Here is a 15,003-nt window from a genome sequence, read left to right as displayed (position 1 = left end):
CACGGCCTGTCGGCCTTCGACGCGATCCACCGCGCCTTCACCGGCAACCTGTGGATGCCGCCCGTCGCACTCGACGCCTGATCAGCTCGTATCACGCAACGTCACAGATCCTTCTGATTGCTTACCCTCGAACACTGTCCGCGACATCGCCTCACCCAGGATCTCCCGGCTTCGGCCCCGAACGTCCTTAGCAGGCCGATCGGCGTCGGATGAAAGGAAACGGTGCATGAGCAGGCTCACCCGTACTGTCGCCACTCTCGCCTTGACCTGCGCGTTCGTCGTTGCTTGCAGCAATTCTGACAATCAACAGCAGACATCGACTTCTAGCATTAAACCACTAGAAAAGGTGACTTATCTGACCTCGTTCGGCAACTTCGGGCGAGACGCGTACGCCTGGGTCGCGAAGGACAAGGGGTTCTTCCGTGAGGTCGGCCTTGACGTGGACATCAAGCCCGGGAGCGGTACGGGCGACAACATTTCGAAGATCGAGGCCGGAGCTGCGATGTTCACCCCGGTCGACCTCACCGGCCTCCTGCTGGCGCGTGGCAACGGCGGCGCTGAGAGCATCGTCGTGGTGGCCGGAATCCAGCAGCGCACCATGGCCGCGCTCATCAGCCTCCAAGGCAACGGGATCGCCACGCCGAAGGACCTGGAGGGCAAGACACTCGCCGACAGCCCGGGTTCGGTGGTGCGCAACCTCTTCCCCACCTACGCCAAGCTGGCGGGCATCGACGCGACGAAGGTCACCTGGGTCAACGGCGCACCCGCGAACCTCATCGGCCTGCTGGCCAGCGGCAGCGTGGCGGGCATCGGTCAGTTCGTGGTGGGCGAGCCGACGGTGGAGTCGGTGGCCAAGGGCAGGCAGGCGGTCGTGCTTCCCTACAGCGATGTGATGAGTGATCTCTACGGCAACGCGTTGGTCACCACGACCAAGATTGCCCGGGAGCAGCCGGACCTGGCCAAGCGTTTCATCGCGGCCCTGATGAAGGGGCTCGTCCACAGCATCGACAACCCAGACGAGACCGGCCGAATCCTCCAGAAGAACGTCCCAGCATCGGTGGCCGCCCCCGCTGCCGCCGAATGCACCCTGATGAGTGCTTTCGTCCGGCCGGAGGGCTCGGGCGACGTGGTTGGCACGATCGATACGAAGCGAGTCGCCCGCAGCATCGAGCTTCTCCAGGACGCCGACGCCATGCCGGCCGGGCTGACCCCCGACCAGCTCATCAGCGCAGACCTGACACCGAAGCCCTGACCGGACGAGGAGCAGGTGACATGGCCGAGGCGGGCGACTCCCGACCCGCGAGACGTGTCGTTCCCAACGGGCGCGCGACGGTCATGGCGGTGGGCTGGCCCGCTCTCGGGCTCGCGGTCGCGATCGGCGGCTGGTGGGTGGTCACTTCGGCGTTCCCCCTCGTCCATCCGGCGGTGCTGCCACCGCCCGCCGAGGTCCTGGCCGCTTTCCAGGTGAAGTCGGCGGAACTGCTCGGCGGACTGACCACGACAACGCTGGAGACGGTGGCCGGCTTCCTGATCTCGGTGGTCGCCGGAGTGCTGATCGGGCTGCTTCTGGCCGCCTCGCGGGCGGCCGAGCGGATGTTTTCCCCGCTGCTGGTGGCGATCAACGCGGTGCCGAAGATCGCGCTCGGGCCGCTGCTGGTCGTCTCACTCGGCTGGGGGCAGCGGCCGATCCTGACCATGGTTTTCCTGCTCTCTTTCTTTCCGATCGTGCTCTCCACCGCGACCGGCCTGACCACGACGCCCGCCGAACTCGCCGAACTGGCCCGATCCCTGGACGCCTCGCGCTGGCAGACCTTCCGCAAGGTACGACTGCCGGCCGCACTGCCGCACATCTTCGTCGGGCTGAAGGTCGCCATGCCGCTGGCCGCGATCGGCGCTGTGATCGGCGAGTTCCAGGCCGGCGAGGGCGGCCTCGGCTACCAGATCGTCCAGTACAGCGGAATCGCCGACAGCGCCACCGCCTGGGCGGCGATCACCCTGGTGGGAACGATGAGTGTCGCGCTCTACTCCGCCCTTGTGCTGGTCGAGCGACTGGCGTTGCCCTGGGTACGGGAAACCACGTCGGAGCGCTGACCTTCATAGCGCAGGCTCCTTCGTACCGTGCTGGACGAATATGCCGGTCATTACCATCGGCACAGGCCACACCGCTCTCTCCGCCTCCGGGCTCCCACCGATGATGACTCCGGTGTGATCCCGCTGCCGATGGGCAGGATCGAGCGCCGTCAAGTCCTCGGCGGGCTGATCAGCGAGTATCAGCGAGTCGGCTGACTTATTTGCGCGAGTTGCGCCCTCTTGTACAGCCGCGTGGCGACTATCGCGTCTGGCATGAGACCCTCCTTGGTTGTCAGGAGCGGTGGATGATGATGTCGCCGTAGGCGGTGTGGGCCTGCACCTCGACGGTCTTGTCGGACTGCGCGGGGCTGTCGCTGGAGTCCAGGGAGACGTCCACGGTGCCGTACTGCGAGCTCACGTCCAGCCAGGCGGAGGTGCCTTCGGGAATCCCGAGCTCCAGCCCGCCGCCGGTGGTCTCCAGGACGACCGAGCCGGAGGCCACCTCGCCGATCCGGAGGCTGCCGTAGGCGGTCTTGGCGGCCACGCCGGACAGGGCACGATCGACGGTGATGTCGCCGTACGCTGAGTTCAGCCGCAGCTCGCCGGTGGCCTCGCCGAGGGTGAGCTGACCGTGGGAGGTCTTGACCACCGCCGTGCCCTGGATCTCACCGATGCGGATGTCGCCGTGGGTGTTGGTGACCTCGGCGTGCCCGGCCGCGCGGGTCACCGAGATGTCGCCGTGAGTGGAGCTCAGTCGCAGCCTGCCGGCCTGCTCGACCCGGATGTCGCCGTAGGAGGTGGTGAATCTCACCTCATCGAGGCTGCCCCGGCAGTGCAGGCTCGCCGCCGCGTTGGCGTCGAGGCGGGATCCCGCGGGCAGGTCGATCGTCACGTCGACCGAGCCGCCCGAGTCGAGCAGCGAACGGAGCCACTGCGCGGGCGCCTCCACCAGCTTGTCGAGTGAGCCGCCCCACCCGGGCGTCGGCGCGGCAGGCTTCTTGGCCGCCTTCACCAGCAGCCTGCCGCCGGCGTAGTCGATCTGGGCCCGCTCGGCGGCCTGCACGCCGGTGTCGTCGAACTCGTCGCTCGCGCGTACCTCGACGACGGTGTCGGTGCGATCGCTCGCGTTGATCCGGATGTTGGCGGTCGCCATGTCGATGATGACGGAGATGGGTTCAGGGGTGTCGAACGTCGGCATCGCGGTGCCCTCCTCATGGGTTCGAGCGGTCATTAGCGCACCCAGCCGGTGTAGCGCTTGCCGGTCTGCGGGGCCGCACGCGGTCCGGAGCGCCGGCTTCCCCCGGCGGGTTCGAGCGCGGCGGAAACGGCGCGGACGAGCCAGGCGTTGACCGAGAGCCCGTCCCGGGCGGCCGACTCCTCGATGCGCGGCTTGAGGTGCTCGGGGACGCGCAGCGAGATCCGCGCCGTGCCGCCCTCGTCGCCGTCCGGCGGGGGCGGCGCGGCAGGCGGCCCGGCGCCTCTCTCGGCATCCCCGGTCTCGCCCGCGGGCTCGAACGGCCGGCCGGCCGGCGGTGACGTCACGACGAAGCCGGGATCACGGCCGCGCAGGCGTACCTCGACCGAGCCTGGGGCGAGGTCGCGGGTGATCTCGTCCGCGGCCGCGGACAGGGCTTCCAGCAGGGCGAGCCGGGTGGCCGGCTCGAGCGCTGCGGCGAGCCGCTCGGCGAGCGCGCGAGCTTCCTCGCCGCCTGCTCCGGCGGCGATCGCGAGTTCGCGGCGGAGCTGATCGACATACGGCGCAAGGTCCATGACGTCACTATGGCATCACACTGGCGTCATAGCAATACCTGGTCGATGCCATGAATGACGTCACCCGGTCAATGACGGCGGGGAGGATCAAATGCCAGAGAATCCCAGCACCGCTAGGCTTTCGACGGGCCACAGCGCGTGGGGAGGTCAGCCTTGGATCGCACGGGAACCAACCTTCCCGCCGTCGGTGGGTACAACCAGACAGTCGTTCTCGACGCCATCCGCCGGCGCCCCGAGGGGATCACCCGGTCCGAACTCGCCGCCCTGACCGCCCTGAGCGGGATGACGGTGACGAAGGTCTGCCGGCGCCTTCTCGATGCCGGTCTCGTCGACGAGCACGGCACGCGCACGAGCGGCCCCGGCAAGCCGGCGGCGGTCGTCAAACTGAACCCGAGCGGCGGTTTCGCGGTCGGGGTGCACATCGATCCCGCAGTGGTGACCTACGTACTCGTCGACCTGTCCGGCACGGTTCGGGACCACTCGCGCACCGGCACACCGACCGCGGGAGACCCGAGCGCGGTCATCGACGAGATGGCGAACGCGATCGAAGCGCTCATCGCGGGTTCCGCCGTCGACAGGTCCCGCATCCTCGGTATCGGTATCGCGTCGCCCGGCCCGGTGAACGTCGACGACGGCGTGCTCTTGAACCCGCCGATGATGCCCAACTGGCATCGGGTGGCCTTACGGCGCTCGCTCGCCGAGGCGACCGGCCTGCCCGTGCTGCTGGAGAAGGATGCGACGGCCGCCGTCGTCGCCGAGCTGTGGTTCGCGGGCCCCGGCAGCAGCCGCGACTTCGCGTTCATGTACTACGGCACCGGTCTCGGCACCGGCCTGTCGGTGTCGGGCGAGGTCGTTCGCGGTATCAGCTCCAATGCGGGCGACGCGGGCCACATGACCGTCGATCCCGGCGGTCCGGTGTGCACCTGCGGCCGACGCGGCTGCGTCGGGTACATCACCGTTCCGCGAGCGCTCGTCGAACGCGCGGTGCTCGACGGCGTGCTCTCAGCAGCCGAGGCCGGCAACCTCGAAGACACGGTCGATGTGGATGCGGCGTTCAGCAGGCTGGCGACCCTCGCCGCGACCGGGAACTCCGAGGCGAGCGCAATTCTGATCGACGCCGCACGTTCTCTGGCGCGCGCGATCGTCGTGATCGTGAACCTTCTCGACATCGACGAGGTCATCTTCGGCGGGCCGTTCTGGGCGCGCATCTCCCCGGCGATACTCAATGCGCTGCCGGATGCGGTGCGCAACGATCCCGCCCTGATTGCGCCGCACCCCGTCCGGTTCGCCCAGTCCGCGATCCCCGTCGATGTCGCCGCCGTCGGGGCGGCGACTCTCGTGCTCGACAACACCTTCTCGCCCCGGCCGTCCGCCCTGCTGCTCGCGGCGGAGTGACCACATCCGACTTTGTCCTTACAAAGTGTTGCGGGCAATTTGAAAACATGATTTGCTAACCTGCCATGGCGCCCGGCGCTTGCGTCCTGTCCATTCCAACCAGAAGACATCCCGAACCCCCTTGCCCGAGGTGTCAACGTCGACCCGTCTAGCGCCGTCGCTAGTCGTTCTCTGGAAGGAAATATGAGCAACACAGTCACGCGCATCCGCCTCGCGGGTGCCGTCGTCGCCGCGGCAGCCAGTGTCGCGGTACTCGCCGCGTGCTCGTCGCCCGCTCCGTCGGGTGATGCATCCGCAGCCTCCTGTGAGCCCGCGAAGGGCAAAGTCACCCTCCAGTACTGGAACACCGTTCCGGGCATGGACCAGGTCGTCGCCCTGTGGAACAAGAAGAACCCGAACATCCAGGTTCAGACGAAGAACATCTCCAACGACCAGTACGGCACCATCGGCAACGCCCTCAAGGCGGGCAAGGCGCCGGAGCTCGCTCAGGTCGGTTACGACGAGCTCCCCAACCTGCGCACCCAGGACGCCTTCGTGGACGCCTCGGCCTGCTCGGAAGCCACCGCGGCCAAGTCGAAGTTCGTGCCGTGGACCTGGTCGCAGTCCAGCTTCGGCGACACCGGCGTGTTCGCCTTCCCGCAGGACACCGGCCCGATGGCCCTCTACGTGCGCAGCGACATCTTTAAGCAGCACGGCCTCGAGATCCCGAAGACCTGGGACGAGTACGCAGCGGATGCGCAGAAGCTGCACGACGCAGACTCCAACCTCAGCATCACGTTCTTCGACCCGAACAACGCCGAGTGGTTCAACGGACTCCTCTGGCAGAACAACGCCGAGATGTACGGTTACTCCGGCGACAAATGGCACGTCACTGTCGAATCCGACCAGAGCAAGCAGGTCGCCGAGTACTGGCAGAAGCTGATCGACGCCAAGCTCGTTCGCACCGACCTCGCCCACGGTTCGACCCCGATGTACGCCGCGTACCAGAAGAACCAGATCGCCAGCTACGTCGGCGCCGCCTGGGGCTACAGCATGTTCCGCGACAACCTGCCCGACCAGGCCGGCAAGTGGACGATCGTCCCGATGCCGACATGGGGTTCGAGCGCCGCATCCGGCGACTGGGGCGGATCCACCGTCGCGTTCATGAAGGGCAACACGCACCTGTACGAGTCGGTCAAGTTCAACTCCTGGCTGAACACCGACCCAGAAGCCCTCGCGCTGGAGAACAAGCTGGGCGGCCTCTACCCGGCAGCCACCGCCGGTTCGGCGCTTCCCGCACTCTCGCAGGGCGTCCCGTACTACAACAACGAGAAGATCTTCGACGTCTTCGCCGACTCGTCCAAGAACATCGACACCAGCTTCACCTGGGGTCCCACCCAGAAGACGGTGAACCTGGCGCTTCAGGATGCGATGGCCAAGGCGGCAGCCGGCAGCGGCAGGCTCACCGACGCACTCTCGGCAGCCCAGGCGACCGCACTGAAGTCGATGAAGGATCAGGCGATCCCGGCTGCGGCGGGCAACTGACCGCAGCATGACTGACATCGCAACCCGCGTGGTGGCAGCGGCCGGAAGCCGTCGTCGTCACAACGGCGGCGGCCCCCGGGCGGGCACCATCGCCGCGTTCCTGATCCCGTTCTTCCTCCCGTTCGTGCTGTTCTACCTGGTGCCGATCGTCTACGCGATCTGGCAGAGCTTCCTCGTCGTGCGCCGCACCGGCGGCCAGTACGGCACGTCGTACACGACCTTCGGCGGTTTCGACCAGTACGTGCAGGTGTTCCAGAACACCGAGTTCTGGGCGAGCATCGGGCGCATCGCACTGTTCGGCATCGTGCAGGTGCCGGTCATGCTGTTCGTCGCGCTGATCATGGCGCTGCTGCTCGACACTCCCCTGCTGAAGCTCAAGTCGTTCTTCCGCATCTCGGCGTTCATGCCGTATGCCGTGCCCGGCGTCATCGCCGCGATCATGTGGTCGTTCCTCTACTCGCCGCAGCTCAGCCCCATCGTCGACGTGCTGAAGGGCATCGGCCTCCAGCCCGACTTCCTCGGCCCAGGCGCCGTGCTGTGGTCGGCGGCGAACGTCTCCACCTGGCTCTGGACCGGCTACAACATGCTGATCATGTTCTCGGCACTGCAGTCGATCCCGCAGGAGCTCTACGAAGCCGCCAAGCTCGACGGTGCGAGCAACTGGGCGATCGCGTGGCAGATCAAGGTCCCGATCATCGCCCCGTCGATCATCCTCACCACGGTGTTCTCGATCATCGGCACGCTGCAGCTCTACGCCGAGCCGGCCGTGCTGCGCCAGATCTCCTCGAACATCTCGAGCACGTTCACACCGAACATGCTCGCGTATGCGGTGGCCTCCGGAAACAACTACCAGCTGGCAGCGGCGATCTCCGTGGTCATCGCCGTCATCACCTTCGTCTTGAGCTTCGGGTTCATGCGACTGACCTCGAAGAAGGCCGGACTGTGAGCAACCAGACCCTGATCCGCGAAAGCCGTGTCAGCCGCACGGCTGCCATGGCTCTGATGTTCCTCCTGGCGATCTACTTCCTGCTGCCGATCTACTTTCTGATCGTCGCGGCGACGAAACCGCAGGGTGACCTCGCCTCCACCTTCGGGCTGGCGTTCTCGCACTTCGACCTGTTCAAGAACCTGAGCACCCTGTTCGGCCGCAGCAACGGCATCTTCGGGCGGTGGGCTCTGAACAGCGTGATCTACGCGGTGCTGGGCGCGGCCGTCGGAACCCTGATCTCCGCGCTGTGCGGCTACGCGCTCGCCAAGTTCAAGTTCCGGGGCCGCGAGTTCCTGTTCTCCGTCATCCTCGGCGGCGTCCTCGTTCCCACCACCGCGCTCGCGCTCCCGCTGTTCCTGCTGTTCTCGGCGACCGGGATCGTCAACACCTACCTCGCGGTGTTCTTGCCCAGCATCGTCAGCCCGTTCGGCGTCTACCTCGCCCGCATCTTCACCGCCGCCGCCGTCCCCGAGGAGATCCTCGAGTCGGCGCGCCTGGACGGCGCCGGCGAGTTCCGCACGTTCTTCTCGGTGGCGTTCAAGCTGATGATGCCGTCGCTGGTGACCATCTTCCTGTTCCAGTTCGTCGGCATCTGGAACAACTTCTTCCTGCCGATGGTGATGCTGCAGAAGGAGTCGCTCTTCCCGATCACGCTCGGCCTCTACGAGTGGAACGGTCAGACCGCCCGTGTCTCGCTCCTTCAGGAATCCGTGATCACCGGCTCGCTGATCTCGATCGTGCCCGTGATCATCGTGTTCATCCTCCTCCAGCGGTTCTGGCGCACCGGGCTCGCCTCCGGCTCCCTCAAGTAACCACTAACAGAAGGTCCCTCGCCCTATGCAGAAGTCCGCCGTCTTCGTGCCCCATTTCCATTGGGACCGGGAATGGTATGAGCCTTTCCAGGTGTTCCGGCACCGGCTTGTCGCCGCTCTCGACACCGTGCTGGAGACGGCCGAGGCGAACGCGGACTTCCGGTTCACCGTCGACGGGCAGATGGCCGCGATCGAGGACTACCTGGAGATGCGACCGGAGAACCGCGATCGAGTCGTGGCCCTGGTCGCCGGCGGCCGGCTCGCCATCGGGCCGTGGCTCATCCTGCTCGACGAGTTCCTCTGCTCCGGCGAGACCATCGTGCGCAACCTGCAGATGGGATGGGCGGCCGCGGCGGACCTCGGTGGCTCGATGCCCATCGGCTACCTGCCGGACATGTTCGGCCACGTCGCGCAGATGCCACAGATCCTCGCGCGCGCCGGAATCGAGCATGCGGCGCTGTGGCGCGGTGTTCCCGGCTCTGTCGACGGTCACGCCTTCCGCTGGCGCGCTCCCGACGGCTCCGAAGTACGCACCGAGTTCCTCTTCGACGGCTACGACAACGGCCTCGACGTCTTGCTGGTGCCCGACCAGATCGGGCGCGCGCTCGGCGAGTACGCGGAGATGACGGTCGAGCGGTGGGGTGACGACCCGGTGCTTGCGATGGCCGGCACCGACCACAACGCGCCCGACCCGCAACTCGCGACCTGGCTGCGGCGCGCATCCGGCGACGAGCGCGTCATCACCATCGCGACGCTCGACGAGTACATCCGCGAGCACGTGCGCGACGAGGTCTCCGCCGTCGTCACCGGTGAGCTGCGCAGCCACGTGCGCGGCAACATCCTCCCGGGCGTGCTCTCCGTGCGGCTCGGGCTCAAGCAGCGAATGTCCGTCGCCGAGCGCACCATCGACCACGCGGAGCGGGTGAACGCTCTGTGGTCCCGGCGCGACGACTCGCCGTTCCTCTCGCTCGCGTGGCACAAGATCATCGAATCGACTGCGCACGACTCGGTCGTCGGCTCCGGCACCGACGAGACCTCCGATCAGGTCGAAGCGCGTCTCGCCGAAGCCACGCACACTGCGCGGGCGGTTCGGGATGCGGCCCTCGCCGAGCCCGCCGCCCTGGTGCCGAGCGACGGCTACCTGGCCGCCAACCCGCTGCCGTTCCCGCGCACGGCATTGGTCGAGGTGGATGTCGTGGCCCCGCCGGAGGGAGCCGTTCTGGTCGCGACCGCCGCCGACGGCTCGGCGCATCCCGTGCAGCTGATCTCAGAGGCCCCGACCGTGCTCAGCGACGAGCGCATGGACGCCTCGCAGCTCGAACGTGTGTTGCGCCGCATCCACCGCCGCGAGCTCTTCGGCCGTCTGATCGACCACTACGAACTCACCCCGGGGTCGCTCGTCTTCCACCTCGCCGAGGTGCCGGCCAGCGGACCGTTCGACCTGCTGATTCTGCGCCGGGAGGTCGCTGCCGCGGCCGCCGCGCATCCGGGTGAGTGGACGGTGCTGACGCTGGCGGAAGCTCGCGCGACCGCGCTTGTGCCCGTGCACGTCCCCGCCTCCGGGCTGGCAAGTTTCCGGGTCGAACCGAGCGACCAGACTGCCGCGCAGTCGACGACGTTCGCACCCGCGACGGCGACGGCCCGCGCGCTTTCGAACGGACTGGTCGAGGTCGCGATCGCCGCCGACGGCACCCTGGACGTGACCGGGGCCGACGGCACCGTGCTGCATGGAGTCGGCCGCCTCGTCGATGGCGGTGACCGCGGCGACAGTTACAACTACGCTCCGCCGGCTCAGGATGTGCTCGTGTCGGAGCCGACGGAGGTCGCCGTCGAACTCCTCGAGAACGGCCCGCTGCGTTCGAGGATGCGTGTCACCCGCGTCTACGAATGGCCCACCGCGCTCTCCTCCGAGCGCGACCTGCGCGGCGGCCAGACCGTGCCGACCCCGGTGGAGACACTCGTGGAGGTGCGCGCAGGTGAGCCGTTCGTGCACGTCTCCACGTCGTTCCTGAACCAGTCCGCCGACCACCGGCTGCGCTTCCACGTACCGCTGCCCGAGCCGGCGGCCGTGTCCGCCTCCGCCGGGCAGTTCGCCGTCACCGAGCGTGGGCTCACCGCCGAGGGCGGCTGGGGCGAATACCCGATCCCGACCTTTCCCGCGAGCTCGTTCGTGTCGGCCGGCGCCGCCAACGTACTGCTCGACCACGCCACCGAGTACGAACTCGTCGGCGACGGCTCCGAACTCGCCATCACTCTGTTGCGCGCGATCGGCTCGATCAGCGTCAACATCCATCCACTCCGTGACGAGCCCGCGGCGACCGAGATCCCCGCACCGGGCGCGCAAGATCTCGGCGTGCGCATCGGGCACCGTTTCGCCGTCGTGCCCTCGGCGACCGGCTGGCAGGGCGCGAACGCGGTCGCTCTCGCCGAAGACTTCCGCAACGACGTGCTGGTCGCCCGCGGGACCGCACCCGCCGAAGGTCAACTGCCCCCCGACGCGACCGGCGTGCAGGTCGACGGTGCGGACATCCTCGTCTCGAGCATCCGCCGCGTCGCCGACGATCGCGGTGCCGGCACCGAGGTGCGGCTGACCGCGATGAGCGACACGGGATCGACCGCCCGCGTGACCGGCGCGTTCACCGAAGCCACCACGGTCGACCTGCTCGGTCGGCCGCTCTCCGCGACGCTGGTCGCGGAGAGACTCGAACTCGCCCTCGGCCCGTGGGAGATCCGAACGGTCGTGGTCCGGTAGACAACTGCCCGCGCCATCCCAGCGCTGCTCACCACAGGTATGCGTTCTTCATCCCCTGAGATGGCCATTGCAGCTAGCTGGAATCTGCGCAACCCAACTATCTGCCATCCCAAGATGGAGGCTGGCATCGAAGACGGCAGGTGTCGGCAGCGGAATCATTAGCAGAGAAAGGAGTTCCGCCACGGAAGTAGCACGATCCAAATGAGCGCAACATATCTGTTCAACGAGATCCCGATGGATATGCCGCACCGCCGCGTGCGCCATGCCACCGCACACCCCTATCGGCAACAGGCCAGCACGCCAGTCAGGCGGAGTTGCCGGCATCACGCGGTACCAGCCGATCCCGCTGGACCACCTGTGGAAGTGATCTCGAGGGCCGCCGGCGACCGACCACGAGTGACGGTTCGCGCTCTGGACTCCATCACGAGCGAGGGAGAGCTACGCCGTAGGGCGATCCATGTGCTGCTCACCAACTGGACGGGCACCTACACGGTCCCCTCACGCACCCTCTATCCCCACCAGTGGAGCTGGGACTCCGCGTTCATCGCCGTCGGCACCGCCCGATGGTCGCCGCGCCGTGCCCGCACGGAGCTGCTGACCCTGTTCGGCGGGCAGTGGATCGACGGCCGTGTGCCTCACATCGTCTTCAACCCGGCGGTACCGCCCGATGCCTACTTTCCCGGCCCGGAGTTCTGGGGGGCGCGGGCGCCGTCCGGAGCCAGGACCTCCGGCATAGTGCAGCCTCCCGTGCACGCCATGGCCGCCTGGCGTGTCCACCTCGCCGAGCCCGACCGGGCCTTCCTACGCCGCCTCTACCCGTGGCTGGCCGCGCAGCACCGCTACCTCCGTGAGGCACGGCGGATGTCGGGCACCGACCTGGTGTCGATCGTCCATCCGTGGGAGTCGGGCATGGACAACAGCCCCGCCTGGGACGGCCCGCTCGCGGCCGTGCCCGCCCCGCCGATCGGCGAGCGGCGGCGCGACCTGGCGCACATCGTGGCGGCCGAGCGGCCGACCGACCGCGACTACGAGCGCTACATCGAGTTGGCCCGCGCCTACCGCGACGGCGGTTACACGGGCGCCACCGCGTTCGTGGTGGAGGACCCGATGTTCAACGCGGTGTACGGCGCGGCGGAGGCCGACCTGGCCCGGATCGCAGCCGTCTGCGGCGCCGATCCCACGCCGCACCTGCGCCGGGCGGAGGAGATCACTCAGGCGTTGCTGGACCGGCTCTGGGACGAAGAGAACGGCATCTTCCACGCCCGTGACGTGGTCACCGGCGAGCTCCTGCCGGCCGACAGCGTCTCCGGTCTGGTGCCGCTGATCCTTCCCGGGCTGCCCGCCGACGTCGCCGACCGGCTGATCGCCACGGCCGTCGACCGGTTCGGCCTGGGGGATCACCTGCTGCCGAGCTACCCGCCCGGCGGGCCCGCGTTCGAGCTGTCCCGCTACTGGCGCGGCCCGAGCTGGATCAACACCGCGTGGCTGGTCCTCCAAGGGCTCAGGAGCCGCGATCCCGACCTGGCCGCGAAGCTGACCGCCGGGATGATGGAGGCCGTCGCGACCGCGGGCTTCCGCGAATACTTCGACCCGATCACCAGCGAGGGGCACGGCTGCCGTGACTTCAGTTGGTCGGCCGCCCTCCTCTTGGACGTGCTCGTCCCCTCGGCGGCGCCCCCAGGGGTGGAGGACGGCCTGGACGCAGTTCTTGCGGCGCCCAGCGATCTCGACGAGGAGGCACGAAGCCTCGTCGAAGGGGACGACATCGGTGTCAAGGTGCTCACGTAGCACCTCGCCCCGCGCCTGGATCAGCCCGATCGTGATGATCCGCGGAGTCTGGGGAATGGAATCACCACCGCACAAGCGCCGATCCGCCGGCGCACCGCAACCGGCGGTGCGGCTGGTCATGACCGGCCTGGCGGATGGCGGATCGCACACGGGGCCGCAGGCGAGGCAGCAGCAAATCGGGGAGATGTGATGAAGGGGTACGACTTCGAGGGACCGGCTCTGGGACTCGGGACCCTGGTGCGTGAGGACGGCACCGCAGATCCCTCAGAGCAAATCCGGATCCCCCTGAGCACGCTGAACCGGCACGGACTGGTGGCCGGGTCCACCGGAACGGGGAAGACCAAGACCCTCCAGCTCATGGCGGAGCAGCTCTCAGCCCAGGGCGTTCCGGTCTTCCTCGCCGACATCAAGGGCGACCTGTCGGGGCTCGCATCCCCGGGCACACCCTCGGAGCGCGTCACCCGGCGTGCCGCCGAGGTGGGGCAGAGCTGGCACCCCGAGGCCTGTCCGGTGGAGTTCTTCTCCCTGGGCGGTCTGGGGGCCGGCGTCCCGCTCCGCGCCACCATGACCGCCTTCGGACCGACCCTGCTCGCGAAGGTCCTCGGGCTCAACGAGACGCAGGAGTCGTCGCTCGAGCTGATCTTCTATTTCGCCGACAAGCACGGAATGCCACTGCTGGACCTCAAGGACCTGATAGCGGTCATCCGGTACCTGACCGCCACCCCAGAGGCGCTGAGCGCGATCGGCGGGCTGGCGACGGCCACGGCGGGAGTCATCCTCCGCGCGTTGACCACGTTCGAGGCGCAGGGGGCGGAGGCGTTCTTCGGCGAGCCGGAGTTCGACGTGCGCGACCTGCTCCGGGTGACACCAGACGGCCATGGGCTGATCTCCGTTCTCGAGCTGCCCGCCGTGCAGGACCGGCCGCGGCTCTTCTCCACCTTCCTGATGTGGCTGCTCGCCGATCTCTTCGATGCGCTGCCCGAGGTGGGCGATGTCGACAAGCCGAAGCTCGTGTTCTTCTTCGACGAGGCGCATCTGCTGTTCGACGACGCGTCCAAGGCGTTCCTGCAGTCGATCACTCAGACCGTACGGCTGATCCGGTCGAAGAGTGTGGGCGTGTTCTTCGTCACCCAGACGCCGAAGGACGTGCCGGCCGATGTGCTCGCCCAGCTCGGGGCGCGCGTGCAGCACGCCTTGCGCGCTTTCACCCCCCAGGATGCCAAGGCGCTCAAGGCCACCGTGTCGACGTTCCCCAAGTCCTCCTACGACCTGGAGCGACTGCTCACCGAGCTCGGCATCGGCGAGGCCGTCGTCACGGTCCTGTCGGAGACGGGCGCGCCGACCCCGGTGGCCTGGACACGCCTGCGCGCTCCTCAGACGCTCATGGCACCGTCGAGCCCGGACGTGATCCAGGACGTCATCGCCGCCTCGCCGCTTCAGCAGAAGTACGGCACGGCGGTCGACCGCCAGTCGGCCTACGAGATCCTCTCCGCGAAGCTGGCCGAGACTGCCGCGCCCGAAGCCCCGCCGCGCAGCGAGCAGGAGCGCGAACCGGAGCAGTCCATGCTGGAAAGCGTGCTGGAGTCGAAGGAGCTCCGTTCCCTGGCACGGTCGGCGGCCTCCGCCCTCGGCAGGGAGATCACCAGATCCATCTTCGGCACCGCCCGTCGCGGGCGACGCTGATCCAAAGCGCATGGAGCCGGCCCTGTGCATGCAGGAACGTGTCGGTGACCACCGCGGCGGCCCGGTTCTCCACCGCCATCGGCGCGAGTCCCCGCCCGCAGGCGGTCGAAGATCATGCACGCGAGCGCCGCGCCGCCTGGGGGCTGTCCGAACTCTCGGCGACCTCCCGATGGCCATGCGGCAAATCCTCTTCTACCTCGGAAACCGTGGCTGTTAGCCTC

At 68.0% G+C, this 15,003-nt stretch carries 11 protein-coding genes; 9 read left to right on the top strand and 2 right to left on the bottom strand.

What is annotated here, in order from left to right; translation table 11 throughout:
- Positions 1–226 precede the first annotated feature (226 nt).
- On the top strand, positions 227–1,252 hold the full coding sequence (locus ACFLIM_RS46305; RefSeq protein WP_393176539.1) for an ABC transporter substrate-binding protein: 1,026 nt from the start codon (positions 227–229) through the stop codon (positions 1,250–1,252).
- 20 nt (positions 1,253–1,272) lie between these two features.
- Entirely contained in the window at positions 1,273–2,091 is an 819-nt protein-coding gene (locus tag ACFLIM_RS46300; protein WP_393176537.1) for an ABC transporter permease, read from the top strand.
- A gap of 271 nt (positions 2,092–2,362) precedes the next feature.
- Here ACFLIM_RS46300 and ACFLIM_RS46295 read toward each other — a convergent pair whose 3' ends face one another.
- Together ACFLIM_RS46295 and ACFLIM_RS46290 are read right to left on the bottom strand one after the other, a co-directional pair.
- Positions 2,363–3,301, bottom strand: coding sequence for a DUF4097 family beta strand repeat-containing protein (locus tag ACFLIM_RS46295; protein WP_393176535.1), 939 nt, complete (start codon positions 3,299–3,301; stop codon positions 2,363–2,365).
- Positions 3,301–3,840 carry a hypothetical protein gene (locus ACFLIM_RS46290; RefSeq protein WP_393176533.1) on the bottom strand — a complete coding sequence of 180 codons (540 nt, stop codon included), beginning with the start codon at positions 3,838–3,840 and terminating at the stop codon, positions 3,301–3,303. The genes ACFLIM_RS46295 and ACFLIM_RS46290 overlap by 1 nt, the downstream gene beginning before the upstream one ends.
- A gap of 153 nt (positions 3,841–3,993) precedes the next feature.
- On the opposite strand from ACFLIM_RS46290, the gene ACFLIM_RS46285 reads away from it, so the two are divergent.
- The 7 genes from ACFLIM_RS46285 to ACFLIM_RS46255 all read left to right on the top strand — a co-directional run bounded on the left by ACFLIM_RS46285 (position 3,994) and on the right by ACFLIM_RS46255 (position 14,782).
- On the top strand, positions 3,994–5,235 hold the full coding sequence (locus tag ACFLIM_RS46285) for an ROK family transcriptional regulator (RefSeq protein WP_393176531.1): 1,242 nt from the start codon (positions 3,994–3,996) through the stop codon (positions 5,233–5,235).
- A 183-nt stretch (positions 5,236–5,418) separates the two neighbouring features.
- Positions 5,419–6,759, top strand: coding sequence for an ABC transporter substrate-binding protein (locus ACFLIM_RS46280; protein WP_393176529.1), 1,341 nt, complete (start codon positions 5,419–5,421; stop codon positions 6,757–6,759).
- 7 nt (positions 6,760–6,766) lie between these two features.
- Positions 6,767–7,705: a carbohydrate ABC transporter permease gene (locus ACFLIM_RS46275; RefSeq protein WP_393176527.1), complete on the top strand. Its 939-nt coding sequence runs from the start codon at positions 6,767–6,769 to the stop codon at positions 7,703–7,705.
- Positions 7,702–8,559 (top strand): carbohydrate ABC transporter permease, encoded by an 858-nt coding sequence (locus ACFLIM_RS46270; protein WP_393176525.1) that lies wholly within the window; start codon positions 7,702–7,704, stop codon positions 8,557–8,559. Before ACFLIM_RS46275 ends, ACFLIM_RS46270 begins: the two co-directional genes overlap by 4 nt.
- 25 nt (positions 8,560–8,584) lie before the next feature.
- On the top strand, positions 8,585–11,311 hold the full coding sequence (locus tag ACFLIM_RS46265) for a glycoside hydrolase family 38 N-terminal domain-containing protein (protein WP_393176523.1): 2,727 nt from the start codon (positions 8,585–8,587) through the stop codon (positions 11,309–11,311).
- Positions 11,312–11,707: 396 nt separating this feature from the next.
- The gene (locus tag ACFLIM_RS46260) at positions 11,708–13,099 is read left to right on the top strand and encodes an amylo-alpha-1,6-glucosidase (protein WP_393176521.1); all 1,392 of its coding nucleotides are present in this window, start codon (positions 11,708–11,710) and stop codon (positions 13,097–13,099) included.
- A 189-nt stretch (positions 13,100–13,288) separates the two neighbouring features.
- Positions 13,289–14,782, top strand: coding sequence for a helicase HerA-like domain-containing protein (locus tag ACFLIM_RS46255; RefSeq protein ID WP_393176519.1), 1,494 nt, complete (start codon positions 13,289–13,291; stop codon positions 14,780–14,782).
- Positions 14,783–15,003 lie beyond the last annotated feature (221 nt).

It is taken from the genome of Nonomuraea marmarensis (assembly GCF_043197025.1).
In the GTDB taxonomy this organism is placed as follows: Bacteria; Actinomycetota; Actinomycetes; order Streptosporangiales; family Streptosporangiaceae; genus Nonomuraea; species Nonomuraea marmarensis.
Note: the sequence above shows the minus strand (reverse complement) of the source record. Positions and strands in the feature narration are given on the sequence as shown.

Bases quoted from the DNA above. Each gene is read 5' to 3' on its own strand.
- ACFLIM_RS46305 (WP_393176539.1), top strand. From the start codon at position 227: ATGAGCAGGCTCACCCGTACTGTCGCCACTCTCGCCTTGACCTGCGCG.
- ACFLIM_RS46300 (WP_393176537.1), top strand. From the start codon at position 1,273: ATGGCCGAGGCGGGCGACTCCCGACCCGCGAGACGTGTCGTTCCCAAC.
- ACFLIM_RS46295 (WP_393176535.1), bottom strand. From the start codon at position 3,301: ATGACCGCTCGAACCCATGAGGAGGGCACCGCGATGCCGACGTTCGAC.
- ACFLIM_RS46290 (WP_393176533.1), bottom strand. From the start codon at position 3,840: ATGGACCTTGCGCCGTATGTCGATCAGCTCCGCCGCGAACTCGCGATC.
- ACFLIM_RS46280 (WP_393176529.1), top strand. From the start codon at position 5,419: ATGAGCAACACAGTCACGCGCATCCGCCTCGCGGGTGCCGTCGTCGCC.
- ACFLIM_RS46275 (WP_393176527.1), top strand. From the start codon at position 6,767: ATGACTGACATCGCAACCCGCGTGGTGGCAGCGGCCGGAAGCCGTCGT.
- ACFLIM_RS46265 (WP_393176523.1), top strand. From the start codon at position 8,585: ATGCAGAAGTCCGCCGTCTTCGTGCCCCATTTCCATTGGGACCGGGAA.
- ACFLIM_RS46255 (WP_393176519.1), top strand. From the start codon at position 13,289: ATGAAGGGGTACGACTTCGAGGGACCGGCTCTGGGACTCGGGACCCTG.